This is a genomic window from Methylobacterium pseudosasicola (assembly GCF_900114535.1).
GTDB classification, from domain to species: domain Bacteria; phylum Pseudomonadota; class Alphaproteobacteria; order Rhizobiales; family Beijerinckiaceae; genus Methylobacterium; species Methylobacterium pseudosasicola.
This window is the reverse complement of record NZ_FOTK01000035.1, coordinates 1-14,621: the sequence shown is the minus strand read 5'-3', so window position 1 is coordinate 14,621 and position 14,621 is coordinate 1. Positions and strand designations below refer to the sequence as shown.

Sequence of the window (14,621 nt, the reverse complement as noted above, 5' to 3'; positions counted from 1 at the left end):
CCTATGATGCGCGCGACAGACATCGAATCGCGCGGCCGCCGGGATGATCTACACGCTGCGCCACCGCACCACCTACCGCTACGGCAAGCCGGTGCGCTTCGCCCGCTGCTCCCTGCGGCTGAAACCCCAGGACGGCGAGGGCCAGAGCGTGCTGGCCAGCGCCGTGACCATCGACCCGAGCCCGACCACGGCGCTGATGCGGCGGGACTATTTCGGGATCGAGGCGGTGGCGATCACCCTGGATACACCCCACACCACCTTCAGTGTCGAGGCGCTCTCCACCGTGCGGGTCGAGCGCCGCACCCCGCCGGAGCCGGAAGCCGGCCTGCCCTGGGAACAGGTCCGCGACGCCGTGGTGGCCTCGCGCGATCTCTGCGGCCGGGCGCCGGTCCATTTTCTGTTCCCGAGCGGCCGGGTGCCCCTCGTCCCCGAGGTGACCGAGTATGCCCGGGCGAGCTTTTCGCCCGGCCGCAGCGCCTACGGGGCGGCCCACGACCTGATGCTGCGCATCGGCGCTGATTTCCGGTTCGATTCCAAGGCCACGAACGTGCGCACGCCGCTCGCCGAATCCTTCGCGCTCCGGGCCGGGGTCTGCCAGGACTTCGCCCACGTGATGATCGCGGGCCTGCGCGGCATGGGCCTGCCGGCGGCCTATGTCAGCGGCTACCTGCGCACCGTGCCGCCGCCGGGACGGCCGCGCCTGCGCGGGGCGGATGCGAGCCACGCCTGGGTGGCGGTCTGGTGCGGCGAGGGCTGGCTCGGCCTCGACCCGACCAACGGCGTGCCGGTGCGGGACGACCACATCGTGGTGGCCCGCGGCCGCGATTACGGCGACGTGGCGCCGGTGGACGGCATCGTCAGCGGCTCGGGCAAGCAGCGCCTCAAGGTCGAGGTCGACGTGATCCCCGAGACCGAGACGCAGGACGTGTCCCAACCCGGCCTCGCCCTGGTGAGCTGACCCTCCCTCACCACATCGTCTTGGCGGCCCGGGCCGGCCATTCCGCGTCGTAGGCCTGGCCGCCGACATCGCCCGCGGTGAGCGCAGCGAGGATCGCCCCGGGGCTCGGCAGGTCCGCCGGATCGACCCGGGCCTCGGGCTCCCACAGCCGAGACCGGATGATCGCCCGGGCGCATTGGAAATACGCGGCCTCGACGGTGATCACGAGGGCCGTGCGCGGCGCGTGGCCGTCTACCCGGAACGAGTCCAGGAGGTCCGGATCGGCCGAGATCACCGCCTTGCCGTTCACCCGGAAGGTCGTGCCCGAACCCGGGATCAGGAACAGCAGCGCCACCCGCGGATCGCGCACGACGTTGCGTAAGGAATCGATCCGGTTGTTGCCGCGCCGATCCGGCAGGATCAGCGTGCGCGGATCGGCGACTCGAACGAAGCCCGGCCGGTCGCCCCGGGGGCTACAATCGAGCCCCTCGGGGCCGGATGTGGCCAGCACCGCGAAGGGGGAGGCGGCGATCAGCGCCGCGTAATCCGGCGTGATCGCCGCCGTGACCTTGACCACGGAGGCCGGAGCCAGGGACGTGGCGTAGATCGCCTCCAGCTGCGCGACGGTCTCGACGATCATCGCAGCCTCACGCGACCTTGGCCGCGCCAGCCGTGAAGGCGGCATGCTCGGCCACCAGGGCGCCCGACAGGGCCGCCGCGATCAGCGCCCGGGTCTCCGCCACCCCGTACAGGGCCACGAAGGAGCCGAAGCGCGGGCCCCGCGCCTCGCCGAACAGCACGTTGTACAGGCTCGTGAACCAGGCCTGCGACACACCGGGGCGCCCGTCCGGGCTCTTGGCCTTGCCGGACAGGTCCGGGAAGTGCCGCCGCCCGACCTCGTAGACCGCCGCCTGCAGGGCCTCCGGGTCGGTGGAGCCGGCATGCGCCGCCAGCGTCTCCGAGAGATCCTCCAAAGCCGCTCGCTCCTCTGGGGTGGGCTCCCGGTAGGTCTTGGCTGGGCGCACGAAATCCGAAAAATATTTCAGGGCGTGGACCACCAGCCGGTCGAGACCCGGATGGGTCTCCGGCCCGGTCTGCGGCGTGTAGCGGCGGATGAAGCCCCACAGCACCGCCGGATCCTCGGTGTTGGCCACTGCGGCGAGGTTGAGCAGCATCGCGAAGGTCAGGCTCGCGCCCTCGACCCGCTCGGGCTCCGGCGGGTTGCCGGCATGCAGGTGCCAGACCGGGTTGCCCAGCCGCAGCTTCGCGTCCTGGCCGGCATAGCGGTCAAGGAAGCCGATATACTCGTCCACGTGCCGGGGAATCACGTCGAAGAACAGACGCTTGGCCTCCCGCGGCTTGTTGTACATGAACAAGGCGAGCGATTCCGGCGTGCCGTATTTCAGCCAGTCGTCGATGGTCAGGCCGTTGCCCTTCGACTTCGAGATCTTTTGGCCCTTCTCGTCGAGGAACAGCTCGTAATTGAAGCCCTCCGGCGGCTCGCCGCCGAGCGCCCGGGCGATCTTGCCCGATAGCTTGACCGAATCGATCAGGTCCTTGCCGGCCATCTCGTAATCGACGCCCAGCGCCACCCAGCGCATGGCCCAGTCGGGCTTCCATTGCAGCTTGGCGTGGCCGCCGGTCACCGGGGTCTCGTAGCGCTCACCCGTGGCGGGGTCGCGCCAGACCAGCGTGCCGGTCTCGACCCGCACCTCGTCGATCGGCACCTGCATCACGTGGCCGGTGACCGGGTGGAGCGGCAGGAACGGCGAGTAGGAGGCCGAGCGCTCGGCGCGCAGCGACGGCAGCATGATCTCCATCACGGCGTCGTAGCGCTCCAGCACGCGCAGCAGCGCCGCGTCGAACCGGCCCGACGTGTAGTAGTCGGTGGCGGAGGCGAACTCGTAGTCGAAGCCGAAGCTGTCCAGGAAGGCGCGCAGCCGGGCGTTGTTCGCCGCCCCGAAGGACGGGTATTCGTTCGAGAACGGGTCCGGGATGCGCGAGAGCGGCTTGCCGAGATGGGCGGCCAGCATCTCGCGGTTCGGCACGTTGTCCGGGACCTTGCGCAGCCCGTCCATGTCGTCCGAGAAGGCGAGCAGCCGGGTCGGCACCGCGTCCCTAGTCAGCACCCGGAAGGCGTGGCGGACCATGGAGGTGCGGGCGACCTCCCCGAAGGTGCCGATATGCGGCAGCCCCGACGGCCCGTAGCCGGTCTCGAACAGCACCTCGGTCTTGCCGGATTTCTCCAGCCGCGCGACGAGCTTGCGCGCCTCCTCGAACGGCCAGGCGGCGGCGGTGGCGGCGGCCTCGATCAGGTCGGGGTCAAGCATCAGGGCAGGTGCGGTGGGCATGATTTCGTGGGTGACGGAATGCTGGGATCGCGCACCCTAGAGCGGTTCGAGCCCCAGCGGAACGCCCGTGGGCGCAATCCGGTGTCCCGGGGGCGTTCGGGGCGGCTCGGAGCTTTCAGGGCTGCGGTCGCCGCGCGGTGTGCCGGATACCGAGAATGACGATCTCGTTCGCCGCGACCTGATACGTGATCGCGTAGGGGTAGGGGCGTGCCATGAGGCGCCGGATGCCGGGCCGGGCCGTCCTGGAGCCCGCAAAGGGGTGGTGCAGCAGAAGGTCCATGGCCGCCCCGAGGCGCTGTTGCACCTTGCGCGCACCCTGCGGGTTCCGGCGGTCAAGATAGGCGAGCACCTTGTCGAGCTGGGATGCCGCGGGTCGGGTCAGGCGCAGCCTCACAGGCCATATTTGGCCCAGATGGCGCGCACCTCGGCATCGGTCGCGAAATCACCCCGCGCGGCCGCGGCCACGGATTCGTCGAGCTCTGCCGCCTCTTCCGGGGTGAACTGGTAGAGGGGCGCGTCCTCATTGACGAAGGCCAGCATCAGGCGGGCGATCTCATCCTGAAGGTCGGGAGCGAGGCCCCGTGCCTTCGCCACGGCCTTGTCGAGAAGATCCGTCATGTCTCGATCCTGTCGGGGAGACCCTGCGTGGCGCAGGATCCCCGATTCCCGGCTGGGAGAAAAGCCCCTCAGAACGGGCTCAAGGAGAGGAACCGTAGATACAGGCCGGTCGTCGACCGCGCTGCGCGCACCTAAGGCCCGAACTCGGTGGATCCCTTTCAGATCTCCGGCCGCCGTGCTGCATGCCGTATGCCGCGGATGACGATCTCGTTGTCGCCGATGCGGTAGGTCAGGATGTAGGGATAGCCCGACACGACCACGCGTCGGATGCCGCGTCGTGTCGTGGCCTGGCCGGCATAAGGGAATTGCCGGAGCAGATGCATTGCAGCCCGGATGCGCGTTTTAACGGCTTGCGCGCCCTGCGGATGCTGCTGCCCGATGTCGCTCAGAACCTGATCCAGCTGGCGCGTGGCGGTACGGGTCAGGCGGAGCTTCACAGGCCATGCTTGGCCCAGATGGCGCGCACTTCCGCGTCCGTGGCGTATTCGCCGCGTGCTTCCTCGGCATCGGCTGCGTCCTGCTCCGCCTCCTCCTCTGGGGTGAAGTGGTAGACAGGCGTCTCCTCGCCCAGGATAGCAAGCATCACACGGGCGATCTCGTCCTGCATCTCCGGGGCGAGGTCCCGCGCCTTGGCCACCGCCTTGTCGAGAAGATCCGTCATGCCTTGATCCTGTCGGGGAGACCCAGCGCGGCGCAGGATCCCCGATTCCCTGCTGGGAAGAAAGCCCCTCAGAATGGGCTCACCGGGAAGAACCGCAGGTACAGCTCGGTGTATTTCCCGTCGTCCCAGACCCGCTGGAGCGCGTCGTCCAGCGCCCGGGAGAGCGCCGCATCCTCCTGGCGGGTGATCAGCCCGATGCCCTCGCCGAAATAGCGGTTCTCCAAGTAGTCGCCGCCGATCAGGGCGCAGCAAGTCTCCGCCTCCTGTCCGCCGACATAGAGGGCGAGGTTGAGGCCGTCGGCAAAGAGGTAGTCGACCTCGCCGCGCTTGAGCGCCCCCTCGGCCGCCGCGAGGTCGAGGAATTCCTTCGGGACGGCCTTGGGGAAGAAGACCTTGAGGTAGGCGGCGTGCGCGCTGCCGCCCATCACCCCGACGCTACGGCCGGCGAGCGTCGCGGCCGAGGGGACCGGCAGGCCCTTGTCGGTGCGGGCGGCGAAGCGCGCCGGCCAGCGGAAATACGGCCGCGTCGCCAGGAACTTCTCGCGCACATGCGCGGTAAGCGGGATCGCGGCCGCGATCACGTCACCCTGCCGACCGTCCAGGGCGTCCAGCAGCGTATCGAACCGGCGCGCCTGCACCGTGCAGGTGATCGTCAGCTTCTCGCAGACGGCGCGGGCCAACTCGACCGCGAAGCCGGTCGGGTTGCCGTCGGGGCCGGCGAAGTGCAGCGGCGGGAACTCGTCGTCGGTCAGGAACCGGATCGCCCGGCCGGTCTGGGGCGCCTCGACCCGCTCGCCGCGGCTGCGCGGGTTCCAGAAATTCGGGACCGTCACGGCGGGCGTCGGGGCCTGTGTCGCGGCTGGCGGCGCGGCGCTAGCGGGGCCGGATCCAGCCCATAGGAGCGCCGTGAGCACGACCATCCCGAGGGACGATCGCGCGCGTCGTCCGCCCGATCTTGACGACGGGAAGACGGCGATGCTCCTCTCGGAGGACGGGAATCGGGTCTGGCTCACGCCCCTCCCCTAGCACGTCCTGGAGCCACCGGGGGAGCGCCGGCGTGTCGGTCCAGCGCCTGCCCACGGCCGCATTCGCCCACAGGATCTCCCTGCCGCCGGAGATCGCCTTCCTGCTCGCCGAGGGAGTCGAGGCTCGCCTGCTGATCCGGGCGGCCCGGGAGGCTGCCGCTGTCGGGACCGATGCGGCGACTGCGCTGCTGAGTGCGGGGCTGATGGACGAGACGGCGTATTACCGCGCCCTCGCCCGAAAACTCGGCGCCCCCTATCTCGACGGTCCGATCGCGTTCGGCCTCGGCCTGCGCTTCCCCGACAGCCTGATCGCCGGCCTCGCGCCCCTGGCGCCCGGGTCGGTCGCCCCCTGCGTGCTGGCGCCCCGCGGCCGGCTGATCGCGGAACTCCTCGACGCCCCCCACCGCGCCGCGATGCCGGCGATCACCAGCCCGACGCATCTGCGCGAGGCGGTGTTCGCCGCGATCCCCGGGGCGGTGGCGGATCACGCCGCGCAGGATCTGCGGCGCCACGCGCCCGAGCGGGCCGTGCCGCGCGAGCCCGCGAGCCGGTGGCTGCTGCTCCTCGTCCTCGCGTCGATCGCGGCGCTGTGCCTGTTCGCGATGCTGCCGCCAGCCCTCGCCCGGGCGGTGACCCTGGCGGGTCAGGGCCTGTTCCTGGCGATGACGACGTTCCGGCTGACTGCCCTGGTCATCCCGGCGCCGGTGGCGGCCGACCCGGTGGATCTGCTCGGCGATAGCGAGCTGCCGGTCTACACGGTTCTGGTCGCGCTGCACCGCGAGGCGGCGGTGGTGCCCCGCCTGATCCAGGGGCTCATGGCCCTCGATTATCCGGCGGCCAAGCTCGACATCAAGCTCCTGCTCGAGGCGGACGATCCGGAGACCGCGGCGGCCGTGGCGCGGAGCGCCCTGCCCGCCCGGTTCGAGGTGATCACGGTGCCGCCGGGGATGCCCCGCACCAAGCCGCGTGCGCTCAACGCCGCCCTGCCGCTGGCCCGCGGCGCCCTGCTGACGGTCTACGACGCGGAGGATTGGCCCGATCCCGGGCAATTGCGGCTCTCCGCATCGCTGTTCGCGCGCCTGCCGGAGAGCACCGCCTGCCTGCAAGGGCGCCTCGTGATCGACAATGCCGGCGATTCCCTGTTGGCCCGCGCCTTCGCGCTCGAATATGCGGGCCTGTTCGACGTGCTGAACCCGGCGCTCGCGCGCCTCGCGCTGCCGATCCCGCTGGGCGGCACCTCCATGCATCTGCGCACCCGGGTGCTGCGGGATCTGCGCGGCTGGGACCCCTGGAACGTCACCGAGGATGCCGATCTCGGGATCCGGCTGGCGCTCGCGGGCTACGCGGTGGGCGACCTGCCGAGCGCCACGATCGAGGAGGCCCCGGCCCGGCTCGGCCCCTGGCTCGCCCAGCGCACCCGCTGGCTGAAGGGCCTGATGCAGACCAGCCTCGCCCATGGGCGTCACCCGCTGGTCAATGCCTGTCGCCTCGGCGGCCTGGAGACACTGGGCGCCGTGGCGCTGGTGCCCGGGACGGTGGCCTCGGCGCTGGCCTACCCTGTCTGCCTGGCTGGCGCCGTCTGGAATTTCCTGATCCTGGAGATCCAGGCCGCCCCGTCCTTCCTGGACAATCTCGCCGCCGGTCTCGCCATCACCCTGTTCGGCGTCGGGCTCGCCGCCATGGCTCTGCCGGCCCTGGTCGGCTGCGCCCGGCGCGGCTGGGGCGACCTCGCCCAGGTCGCGCCCTGCATGCCGGTCTACTTCCTGCTCGTCAGCTTGGCCGCCTGGATGGCCCTGATCGAGCTGGTCCGCGATCCGGTGCGCTGGAACAAGACCCCGCACGGCCTGTCGCGCACCTCGCGCAGCGGCCGGCTGCGCCGGGTGGTGTCGTAAGACACAGATTCTGGAGGCCTGGCCGGTGTGCGTGCGGAACTTTGGGAACAGTCGGCCAAGGCGGCTCGTTCGGCCCATGCGGCACGTCGCTTTGGCGAGCCGAAGACGACTAGGACAACTCTATGGCTACCGGTACCGTGAAGTGGTTCAACGAGACCAAGGGCTACGGCTTCATCCAGCCCGATGATGGCGGCAAGGACGTGTTCGTCCACATCTCGGCGGTCGAGCGCGCAGGGATGCGCAACCTGATCGAGGGGCAGAAGATCTCCTACGACGTCGAGGCTGATCGGCGCAGCGGCAAGGAGAGCGCGGCCAATCTGAAGGCCGACTGAGCTTTCCCGATCCGGGACCGGGGCGTGGGCGCTGGCTTGCGCTTCGGCTAACCGGAGCCGGCTACATCGGTCCCGCGAGCCAGGTTGCGTATCGGCTCGCGCCGGTGACCTCGACGATCTCCCCGCCGACCCGTGATCGGGCGGCGGGGGGCGTGTCACGTGGCGTCCCCAATTGGTGAGTGGGGCTTACCGGCTCGGATTCATCAGGATCGCGTGTCGCGCATACGCCTTCCAGACCGGCAGGGAGCCCTCCCGGACGAACATGGCGAAAGCCTCGACCGCCTCCCAGCGCGCAAAAGCCTCCTCGCCGTCCGGGGCGCGACCGACGATACAGGCGCCCTCGGGGGCACCTTCGCCGGGGTGGCGACGTTCCAGCCCGAAAACCACGCCCGATCGATCGGGCCTCAGCGCGTCCGGCAGGGCCGCGATCCTCCGCCATAGGCAATGCCACTGAACGCAGGCCTCGGGACGCTCCGCGTAGATCCCGCAGGCCCGGCCGGTGTTGTGCCGGCACAGGATGCCCGCCGGCTTGTCGAGCGCCCTGATCTCCAGGACCCGGCAACAGGCCGTGCACGATCCGCAGGATCGGCCGGGCACGAGACCGCCTGCGGCGTGCGGAGCCGTCACGCGCGGGAAGCCGCAACCGCGGATGTCATCGATGATCCTGTGAGGGGCCGACCGGCACGGGCCTCGGCGGGATGCCGGCCCAGGATGTTACAGTGTTGCCGCGCGTCGCCCGCGGTGTAGAACCTGATCGATGCCCGAGAACGCCACGCTCTGGGACCTCGTGTCCGACGAACGCATCGCGATCGAGGAGGTCGGCTGCGCGGTCGACGTCTACCTCGCCGAACCCACCACGCAGAACCACGCGCTCGGGCCGGACCACATCCTCGACCTGGCCGCGGCGGTGGCGGCGCATGCCTTCGCCCCCGCCACGCTGGTCGATGCCGAGGCCGACGAGCCGTCGCGCCGGATGGCGGTGCGATCGGCCCTGCTCATGGCCCGCCCTACGATGCGATGACGCCGCTGCCGGCGCCATCGCGGGCCGGCATCCTCACTCGTCGTCGTCGTCGTTGACTTCCACGAGATCGGCGGTGTTCTCGTCGTCCTCGTCGACCACGAGCGTGTCGTCCTCGACCGTCTCGCCGTCATCCTCGATGTCGAGGGCGTCGTCGCCCTCGGTATCGGTATCCTTGTCGGCCTCCTCGGCCTCGACCTCGTCGAGGGACACCAGCTCGGGGCCCTCGGCCTCGTCCTCCTCTTCGACCGGCGCCTCCTTGCGGGCGACGACGGGCGCGGCCGTCCGGCCGAACGACGTCGCGACGGCGGTGGGGACGACTTCGCCCGAGTAGGGGGAGACGACGGGATCCTTGTTGAGGTCGTAGAACTTCTTCCCCGTCGTGGGGCAGATCCGCTTCGTACCGAGATCCGGACGCGCCACTGCAACTCTCCTAAGAACGTGTTCGAGGCCGGCTCGCCGGCGTGGTTTCGCGCGTGTAGCACAGGACGGCGCCCGGCGATCCCTCCGACCGGTGCCGCGCGCGGGGAGCGTCACGAACCGCCGGGATGCCCGGCATCGGGGCCTTCGCCCCCAGCCCATGACAGATTGCGCCGCGGAATGTCCGCAGGTGACTGGCATCCGCGCGGCAAGGCTGGCATAGGGCTTTTATGTCAGACGTACCACACCCCTACTCCATCGAGGTCTCCCCCATCGCCAAGCCGGAGGGCCATTTCCAATGGGCCATCCGCCGGAGCGGCAAGCTGATCGAGCGATCCGATCGTCCGCATCGCAGCGAGGCGAAGGCGTTCGAGAGCGCCATGGAGGCGATCGAGCGGGCGATGAAGCCGGGCGCCGACGGCGGCCGTCGCTGAACCGACCGGAGCCGGCGCGCCTCCCGACTCGTGTCGGGAGGCGCGCCGCTTGGCATGCGCGGCACACGGACCCGGATTGGTGGCCGCGGCCAGAACCAACTGCGGCTCCGCTCGTTGTCGAACATGCCGCAGCGGAAAGACCAGCCTGACTGCTCCTGCGCGACCCTGCGTGAGCGGCTCGCGTTCAACATCCTGTTGGACGAGTTCGCCATCGCGGCCCTGTCCGACGCGCTGGCCATCCTGCACGCCACCGGCGATCCGGGCGTCACGCAGATCGAGCACACGATCCGCACCCACCGCATCGCCATCCTGAAGCAGCGCGTGATCCTCGGCGCCGCGGGCATCGACCTCGAATGAGTGCCGCGACGCTCTTCGTCGTGCGGGCGCAGAAACCGCACGGCACCGCCACGTATCATTGTCCGACCCCGGAATGGGCGCTCAAGAAGCTCGCCGATTTCCAGGCCGCGGGCCATGACCACATCACCATCACCGGGCCAGACGGGCAGCCCCTGACCGAGGCCGACCTCCGCGCCCTGGTCGAGGGGCCGGACGGCACGGGCCGCGCGGCCCCCCCGCATCACGGCCGATCTGAAATCCTGAGCGGGCGGTGACGACCGGCTTCGCTTAACGGGATCCCGAATCAGCACTCCGGCAGGTTGACCGCGAGCCCGGCCAGGCTCGTCTCCTTGTACTTGGCGCTCATCTCCTCGCCGGTCTGCCGCATCGCCGCGATGCAATTGTCCAGCGGCATGAAATGCGAGCCGTCGCCGCGCAGGGCCAGGGAGGCCGCCGCCACCGCCTTGGTGGCACCGATCCCGTTGCGCTCGATGCAGGGCACCTGCACCAGGCCGGCCACCGGATCGCAGGTCATGCCGAGGTGATGCTCCAGGGCGATCTCGGCGGCGTTCTCGACCTGGGCGGGTGTCCCGCCGAGCACGGCGCAGAGGCCGGCCGCCGCCATGGCGCTGGCCGAGCCGACCTCTCCCTGGCAGCCGGCCTCCGCCCCGGAGATCGAGGCGTTGTGCTTGATCAGCCCGCCGATCGCCGCGGCCGTCAGCAAGAATTCCGGGATCCGCGCCGGATCGGCCCCGATGCAACGGTCGATGTAGTAGCGGATCACCGCGGGGACGACCCCGGCGGCGCCGTTGGTCGGGGCGGTCACGACCTGGCCGCCGGCGGCGTTCTCCTCGTTGACCGCCATGGCGTAGACGCTCAGCCAGTCGGCCATGACGTGCGGCTGGGCGATGTTCGAGCCCTGCTCGCGGTCGAGCTGGTCGCGAATGCGCTTGGCTCGGCGCTTGACCCGCAGGCCGCCCGGCAATTCGCCCTCCCGGGACAGGCCGCGCTCGACGCAGGCGTTCATCGCCTGCCAGATCCGGCCGAGGCCCGCATCGACTTCCGCCTCGGCCCGGCCGACGACCTCGTTGGCGCGCTTCATCGCGGCCACCGACAGGCCGCTGTCGCGCGCCATGCGCAGCATCGCGGCCGAAGTCTCGAACGGATAGGGCCACAGCCTCAGGTCCGCGGCCGCACTAGGCGGCGGCACGTCGGCCTCCCGCTGGGCCGCCGTCACCACGAAGCCGCCGCCGATCGAGTAGTAGGTCTCGGACAGGATCGGCGCGCCCGCCGCATCGAGGGCGGTGATCACCAGGCCGTTCGCGTGCCCGGGCAGCGGCGGCCCGTAATCGAACACGATCGCGGTGGCGGGGTCGAAGGCCAGCACCGGCAGGTCCGCCAGGATGAGCCGCTTCTCGGCCTGCAGGGCTTCGAGCTTCCGCTCGGCCTCGTCCATGGCGATGTCGGCCGGGCGGAAGCCCAGGAGGCCGAGGGCCACGGCGCGGTCGGTGGCGTGCCCCCGACCGGTGAAGGCCAGCGAGCCGTGCAGCGTAACCCGGAGGGCCGCCGCGGCAGAGCGCGCCTCGTGCCGGCGCAGGAGATCCAGGAACTCGGCAGCCGCCGTCATCGGGCCCATCGTATGGGACGAGGAAGGCCCGATCCCCGGCTTGAACACGTCGAACACGCTCAGAAACATTTGTCCGCCTGTTCCAGCCGTCGGACCCCGTCATGGGCCACGGTCCATGTCTCGAGGCCGGCGGGCGCTCAATGGAAGAAACGCGCCAAGCCTCGACGAGGGGCCGGTCTGGACCGGAGATCGCCCGCAGCTCCGTATGCTCGGTGCGCTTCCTTGTGCCGGACTGGCGTCGCTGCCGGCCGGGCGTGGGCAAGGGCGGGCCGCGGATGGTCGGGGATCGGAAGCGGAATTCGGCCGGTGGGCAACGCGGGCCGCGGCGGCGTCCTATGTCCTATCGGCGGAGCCCTTGTCCGCGGCGGCCGGTCTGCGCGCCGCGGTCGTCGTGTGCTCGGCCGTGTCCCGCGCCTCCGGGCTGTGCGCCGATTGCGGGTAACCGTCCGCGCCGAGGCGCTTGCGGCCGGCGCGCGCGCTCGCCTTCCGGTCCTCCGGCGAGAGGTGCGCGCTGCCGCTCTGATCCCGGGCCATGACGATCTCCTGACCTCACATCCAACCGGTGAGGCGGTCCCGGGTTCGGTGCGGCCGGGGCGGGAAGCCCCGGCGCGCGGATGGCTCAGTAGCGACAGACCCGCCGCGGACCGAAGGGCGTCGGGCGGAAGAAGCAGCGGGGGCCGTAGAAGCGCGGCCGGCGGTAGATCGGACGGCAGCGGCCATAGGGCCCGGGTGCGAAGCCGGGGCCGCATCCGAAGGCGACGTCGGTGATCGGTGCGGCGCCGGTGATCGTGTCGACGGCCGGCGGAGCCAGGGGCGCGGCGCCGGCCGAGGCCAAGCCGAGACCCCCGGCGACGGCTGCGGCCGCCGCGAGCATCTTCATGGACGTCATGGTCAGATCCTCTCTGCAGGCTTGCACCGGATCCGCCCGGCGCAAGGTCCGGGGAGATTGGTCCTGGGGCCTGAATAGCGCCTGACCTTGGCTTTAATCGCCGAGAAACAAAGTTGCCGTCGCGCCCGTGAGCCCGCTCACGGTTTACCGGGCCTGTCGCGCTCCGCTCCGAGGCTCGCGCCGCCCCGGGCCGCCTCCTCCGCCTCGGTGCCGGCCCGGTCCATCGGGCCGTCCTGGGCCTTGACCGTGCCGGTGGCGGTGTCCAGCGGGGCGTTGGCCAGCCCCTCGCTCTTCGGCTTGCCCTGGGGCATCCGCTGCGCCTGCGTGTCGGTCGGCACGTCAGCCATTCTGTCCTTCCTTCCCCTCAAGCTGGTCGGCCTCCGCGCTCGCGTCCGCCGATGGTGGCGGCGCGTCGGGAGGGGCAGGCTGGTGCGCGGCCGCCGCGCGGGCCCGGCGCTGGGCGTCGTATTCGGTGTTGGCGAGGTCTTGCGTGTTGGACGTCGGCGCGTCGGGCATGCGGAGGCTCCCTTTCGGAGACAAATGCGCGAGAGGCCCGCGGTATCCGGCCGGGACGATGGGGCGTCCGACATTCCGTCGCACCGCACGAACGGGTCTCACAGGAACGCTGCGGCAGGCGTGGTGTTGATCGCCGAATCTCTATGCGTGAGGCGCAGCGATGTCGGGAACCGCCAAGAAGACCGATCCGAAGCTCTGGGACACGGTCAAGCAGGAGGTCACGGAATCCGACAAGGGCGGCAAGCCCGGCCAATGGTCGGCCCGCAAGGCGCAGATGGCGACCGCCGAATACAAGAAGGCCGGCGGCGGCTACGCCGGCAAGAAGGACTCCGACAACCACCTCCAGCAATGGACCGAGGAGGAGTGGGGCACGAAATCGGGCCAGGAGAGCGGCAAGACCGGCGAGCGCTACCTGCCCAAGAAGGCCCGCGAGAGCCTGACCGACGCGGAATACGCCGCGAGCACCGCCAAGAAGCGGGCCGATACGCGCCAGGGCAAGCAGTTCTCGAAGCAGCCCAAGGCCGCCGCCGAGAAGGCCGCGGCGGCGCGCGAGGACAACAAGTCCGGTCCGACAAAGTCCGGTCCGACGAAGGCCGAGCTGATGCGCAAGGCCAAGGCGCAGAACGTGTCCGGCCGCTCGCGGATGTCGAAGGCCGAGCTGGCGGACGCGGTTCACGCCTAGAGCGCGCGCCGCCGACGTGGAGACCGGTTCGGCGTCAGCGCGCGCGATTGCGACGCGATCGGCAACGGCTCTGGGCCGGCCCAGACGAAAAAACGTCCCGGGATGTGATCCCGGGACGCTCCTCGCCTAAGCGGCCAGTCTGATCGGGCTGGGGATGCTTAGGTCAAGCGGTGTCGGCTGGGTCTTCGAGCACCTCGCAAAACGCCCGGTCACCGAGAGCCGCCCTCTGCACGCAACGGCGCAGAGGGCGTTGTGCGAGAGGCTCTTAGTACGAGCCGAACTTGTAGTTCAGGCCGGCGCGGACCACGGCGAACTCGTCGCTGCGGCGGCCGACGTTGCTGTAGGCGACGGGGAAGTTGTTGGCTGCGTTGATGACCAGGGCACCCTGGTTGCGGGTGTTGCGGTCGAGGTTGACGTACAGGCCTTCGACCTTGAGCGTCACCGCCGAGGAGCGGAAGAAGTTCAGGAACGAGTCGGTGGGCAGGGCGTACTCGATGCCGCCGCCGACCGCGTAGCCGGTGCGGAAGCTGTCGTTACCGGCATAGCCGCCGAACGAGCGGTCGGCGCTGCCCGAGCCGTAGGCGAAGCCGCCGGTGCCGTACACGAGGGTGCGGTCGAAGGCGTAGCCGAGGCGGCCGCGCACGGTGCCGAAGTAGTCCAGGCTCGACAGGCCGCGCGGATCGGTGACGTAGTAGCCGGGAGCGAGCGCGCCGCTGACGAAGGCGTTGTTCCGGCCGCGGCCGAAGTCGAGGTACTGGGCGTCGGCCTCGATGCCGACGACCACGCCCGAGCCCGGGGTGAACTGGACGTTGTAGCCGACCTGGGCGCCGCCGGAGAAGCCGTCCTGGCTGCGGTTGCCGAAGGTGGCGGTGGTGCCGGGGGC

At 70.5% G+C, this 14,621-nt stretch carries 23 protein-coding genes; 8 read left to right on the top strand and 15 right to left on the bottom strand.

Translation table 11 applies throughout. The features are described 5' to 3' along the window. Window positions 1–43 precede the first annotated feature (43 nt). Complete coding sequence (locus tag BM228_RS25395; RefSeq protein ID WP_092044946.1) at window positions 44–958, top strand: transglutaminase family protein; 915 nt, start codon at window positions 44–46, stop codon at window positions 956–958. Window positions 959–965: 7 nt separating this feature from the next. Here BM228_RS25395 and BM228_RS25390 read toward each other — a convergent pair whose 3' ends face one another. The 7 genes from BM228_RS25390 to BM228_RS25360 all read right to left on the bottom strand — a co-directional run bounded on the left by BM228_RS25390 (window position 966) and on the right by BM228_RS25360 (window position 5,487). After that, window positions 966–1,577 (bottom strand): pyridoxamine 5'-phosphate oxidase family protein, encoded by a 612-nt coding sequence (locus tag BM228_RS25390; protein ID WP_092044945.1) that lies wholly within the window; start codon window positions 1,575–1,577, stop codon window positions 966–968. Window positions 1,578–1,584: 7 nt separating this feature from the next. Continuing rightward, on the bottom strand, window positions 1,585–3,288 hold the full coding sequence (locus BM228_RS25385; protein ID WP_092044943.1) for a lysine--tRNA ligase: 1,704 nt from the start codon (window positions 3,286–3,288) through the stop codon (window positions 1,585–1,587). 115 nt (window positions 3,289–3,403) lie between these two features. Beyond that, window positions 3,404–3,682 (bottom strand): type II toxin-antitoxin system RelE/ParE family toxin, encoded by a 279-nt coding sequence (locus BM228_RS25380; RefSeq protein WP_092044942.1) that lies wholly within the window; start codon window positions 3,680–3,682, stop codon window positions 3,404–3,406. Beyond that, window positions 3,679–3,906: a hypothetical protein gene (locus BM228_RS25375; RefSeq protein WP_092044940.1), complete on the bottom strand. Its 228-nt coding sequence runs from the start codon at window positions 3,904–3,906 to the stop codon at window positions 3,679–3,681. The genes BM228_RS25380 and BM228_RS25375 overlap by 4 nt, the downstream gene beginning before the upstream one ends. A gap of 158 nt (window positions 3,907–4,064) precedes the next feature. Further along, window positions 4,065–4,343, bottom strand: coding sequence for a type II toxin-antitoxin system RelE/ParE family toxin (locus tag BM228_RS25370; RefSeq protein WP_092044939.1), 279 nt, complete (start codon window positions 4,341–4,343; stop codon window positions 4,065–4,067). Beyond that, window positions 4,340–4,567, bottom strand: a complete 228-nt coding sequence (locus tag BM228_RS25365; protein WP_092044938.1) for a hypothetical protein — start codon at window positions 4,565–4,567, stop codon at window positions 4,340–4,342. Before BM228_RS25365 ends, BM228_RS25370 begins: the two co-directional genes overlap by 4 nt. 68 nt (window positions 4,568–4,635) lie before the next feature. Then, window positions 4,636–5,487, bottom strand: a complete 852-nt coding sequence (locus tag BM228_RS25360; RefSeq protein ID WP_092044936.1) for a transporter substrate-binding domain-containing protein — start codon at window positions 5,485–5,487, stop codon at window positions 4,636–4,638. A 137-nt stretch (window positions 5,488–5,624) separates the two neighbouring features. Between BM228_RS25360 and BM228_RS25355 the strand changes: the two genes are divergently transcribed. Together BM228_RS25355 and BM228_RS25350 are read left to right on the top strand one after the other, a co-directional pair. Next, on the top strand, window positions 5,625–7,484 hold the full coding sequence (locus tag BM228_RS25355; protein WP_092044935.1) for a glycosyltransferase: 1,860 nt from the start codon (window positions 5,625–5,627) through the stop codon (window positions 7,482–7,484). 122 nt (window positions 7,485–7,606) lie between these two features. Continuing rightward, complete coding sequence (locus BM228_RS25350; protein ID WP_007563113.1) at window positions 7,607–7,816, top strand: cold-shock protein; 210 nt, start codon at window positions 7,607–7,609, stop codon at window positions 7,814–7,816. Window positions 7,817–8,002: 186 nt separating this feature from the next. Here the strand turns inward: BM228_RS25350 and BM228_RS25345 are convergent, their stop codons facing one another. Continuing rightward, window positions 8,003–8,443 (bottom strand): hypothetical protein, encoded by a 441-nt coding sequence (locus BM228_RS25345; protein WP_244537307.1) that lies wholly within the window; start codon window positions 8,441–8,443, stop codon window positions 8,003–8,005. A gap of 130 nt (window positions 8,444–8,573) precedes the next feature. Here BM228_RS25345 and BM228_RS25340 point away from each other — a divergent pair, with 130 nt between their 5' ends. Beyond that, on the top strand, window positions 8,574–8,837 hold the full coding sequence (locus BM228_RS25340; protein WP_092044933.1) for a hypothetical protein: 264 nt from the start codon (window positions 8,574–8,576) through the stop codon (window positions 8,835–8,837). 33 nt (window positions 8,838–8,870) lie between these two features. Here BM228_RS25340 and BM228_RS25335 read toward each other — a convergent pair whose 3' ends face one another. After that, window positions 8,871–9,257, bottom strand: coding sequence for a TIGR02300 family protein (locus BM228_RS25335; RefSeq protein WP_092044932.1), 387 nt, complete (start codon window positions 9,255–9,257; stop codon window positions 8,871–8,873). A 227-nt stretch (window positions 9,258–9,484) separates the two neighbouring features. On the opposite strand from BM228_RS25335, the gene BM228_RS25330 reads away from it, so the two are divergent. The 3 genes from BM228_RS25330 to BM228_RS25320 are packed head-to-tail and all read left to right on the top strand — an operon-like array spanning window position 9,485 to window position 10,299. Further along, window positions 9,485–9,688 (top strand): hypothetical protein, encoded by a 204-nt coding sequence (locus BM228_RS25330; protein ID WP_058192874.1) that lies wholly within the window; start codon window positions 9,485–9,487, stop codon window positions 9,686–9,688. Window positions 9,689–9,742: 54 nt separating this feature from the next. Then, window positions 9,743–10,045 (top strand): hypothetical protein, encoded by a 303-nt coding sequence (locus tag BM228_RS25325; protein WP_092044930.1) that lies wholly within the window; start codon window positions 9,743–9,745, stop codon window positions 10,043–10,045. After that, window positions 10,042–10,299, top strand: coding sequence for a hypothetical protein (locus BM228_RS25320; protein ID WP_092044929.1), 258 nt, complete (start codon window positions 10,042–10,044; stop codon window positions 10,297–10,299). Before BM228_RS25325 ends, BM228_RS25320 begins: the two co-directional genes overlap by 4 nt. Window positions 10,300–10,328: 29 nt before the next feature. On the opposite strand, the gene BM228_RS25315 is transcribed toward BM228_RS25320, so the two are convergent. The 5 genes from BM228_RS25315 to BM228_RS34835 form a co-directional block, all read right to left on the bottom strand. Further along, window positions 10,329–11,720 (bottom strand): L-serine ammonia-lyase, encoded by a 1,392-nt coding sequence (locus BM228_RS25315; RefSeq protein WP_092044927.1) that lies wholly within the window; start codon window positions 11,718–11,720, stop codon window positions 10,329–10,331. A 264-nt stretch (window positions 11,721–11,984) separates the two neighbouring features. Further along, window positions 11,985–12,185, bottom strand: a complete 201-nt coding sequence (locus tag BM228_RS25310; RefSeq protein ID WP_092044926.1) for a hypothetical protein — start codon at window positions 12,183–12,185, stop codon at window positions 11,985–11,987. Window positions 12,186–12,270: 85 nt separating this feature from the next. Then, the gene (locus tag BM228_RS25305; protein ID WP_092044924.1) at window positions 12,271–12,540 is read right to left on the bottom strand and encodes a GCG_CRPN prefix-to-repeats domain-containing protein; all 270 of its coding nucleotides are present in this window, start codon (window positions 12,538–12,540) and stop codon (window positions 12,271–12,273) included. A gap of 137 nt (window positions 12,541–12,677) precedes the next feature. Further along, window positions 12,678–12,887 (bottom strand): hypothetical protein, encoded by a 210-nt coding sequence (locus BM228_RS25300; RefSeq protein WP_092044923.1) that lies wholly within the window; start codon window positions 12,885–12,887, stop codon window positions 12,678–12,680. Further along, complete coding sequence (locus BM228_RS34835; RefSeq protein ID WP_167367821.1) at window positions 12,880–13,056, bottom strand: hypothetical protein; 177 nt, start codon at window positions 13,054–13,056, stop codon at window positions 12,880–12,882. Before BM228_RS34835 ends, BM228_RS25300 begins: the two co-directional genes overlap by 8 nt. A 160-nt stretch (window positions 13,057–13,216) precedes the next feature. Here BM228_RS34835 and BM228_RS25295 point away from each other — a divergent pair, with 160 nt between their 5' ends. Then, window positions 13,217–13,738 (top strand): hypothetical protein, encoded by a 522-nt coding sequence (locus tag BM228_RS25295; protein WP_092044922.1) that lies wholly within the window; start codon window positions 13,217–13,219, stop codon window positions 13,736–13,738. A 265-nt stretch (window positions 13,739–14,003) separates the two neighbouring features. Here BM228_RS25295 and BM228_RS25290 read toward each other — a convergent pair. Further along, window positions 14,004–14,621: outer membrane protein (locus tag BM228_RS25290; protein WP_092044920.1), on the bottom strand; the 618-nt coding region annotated here is incomplete at its 5' end.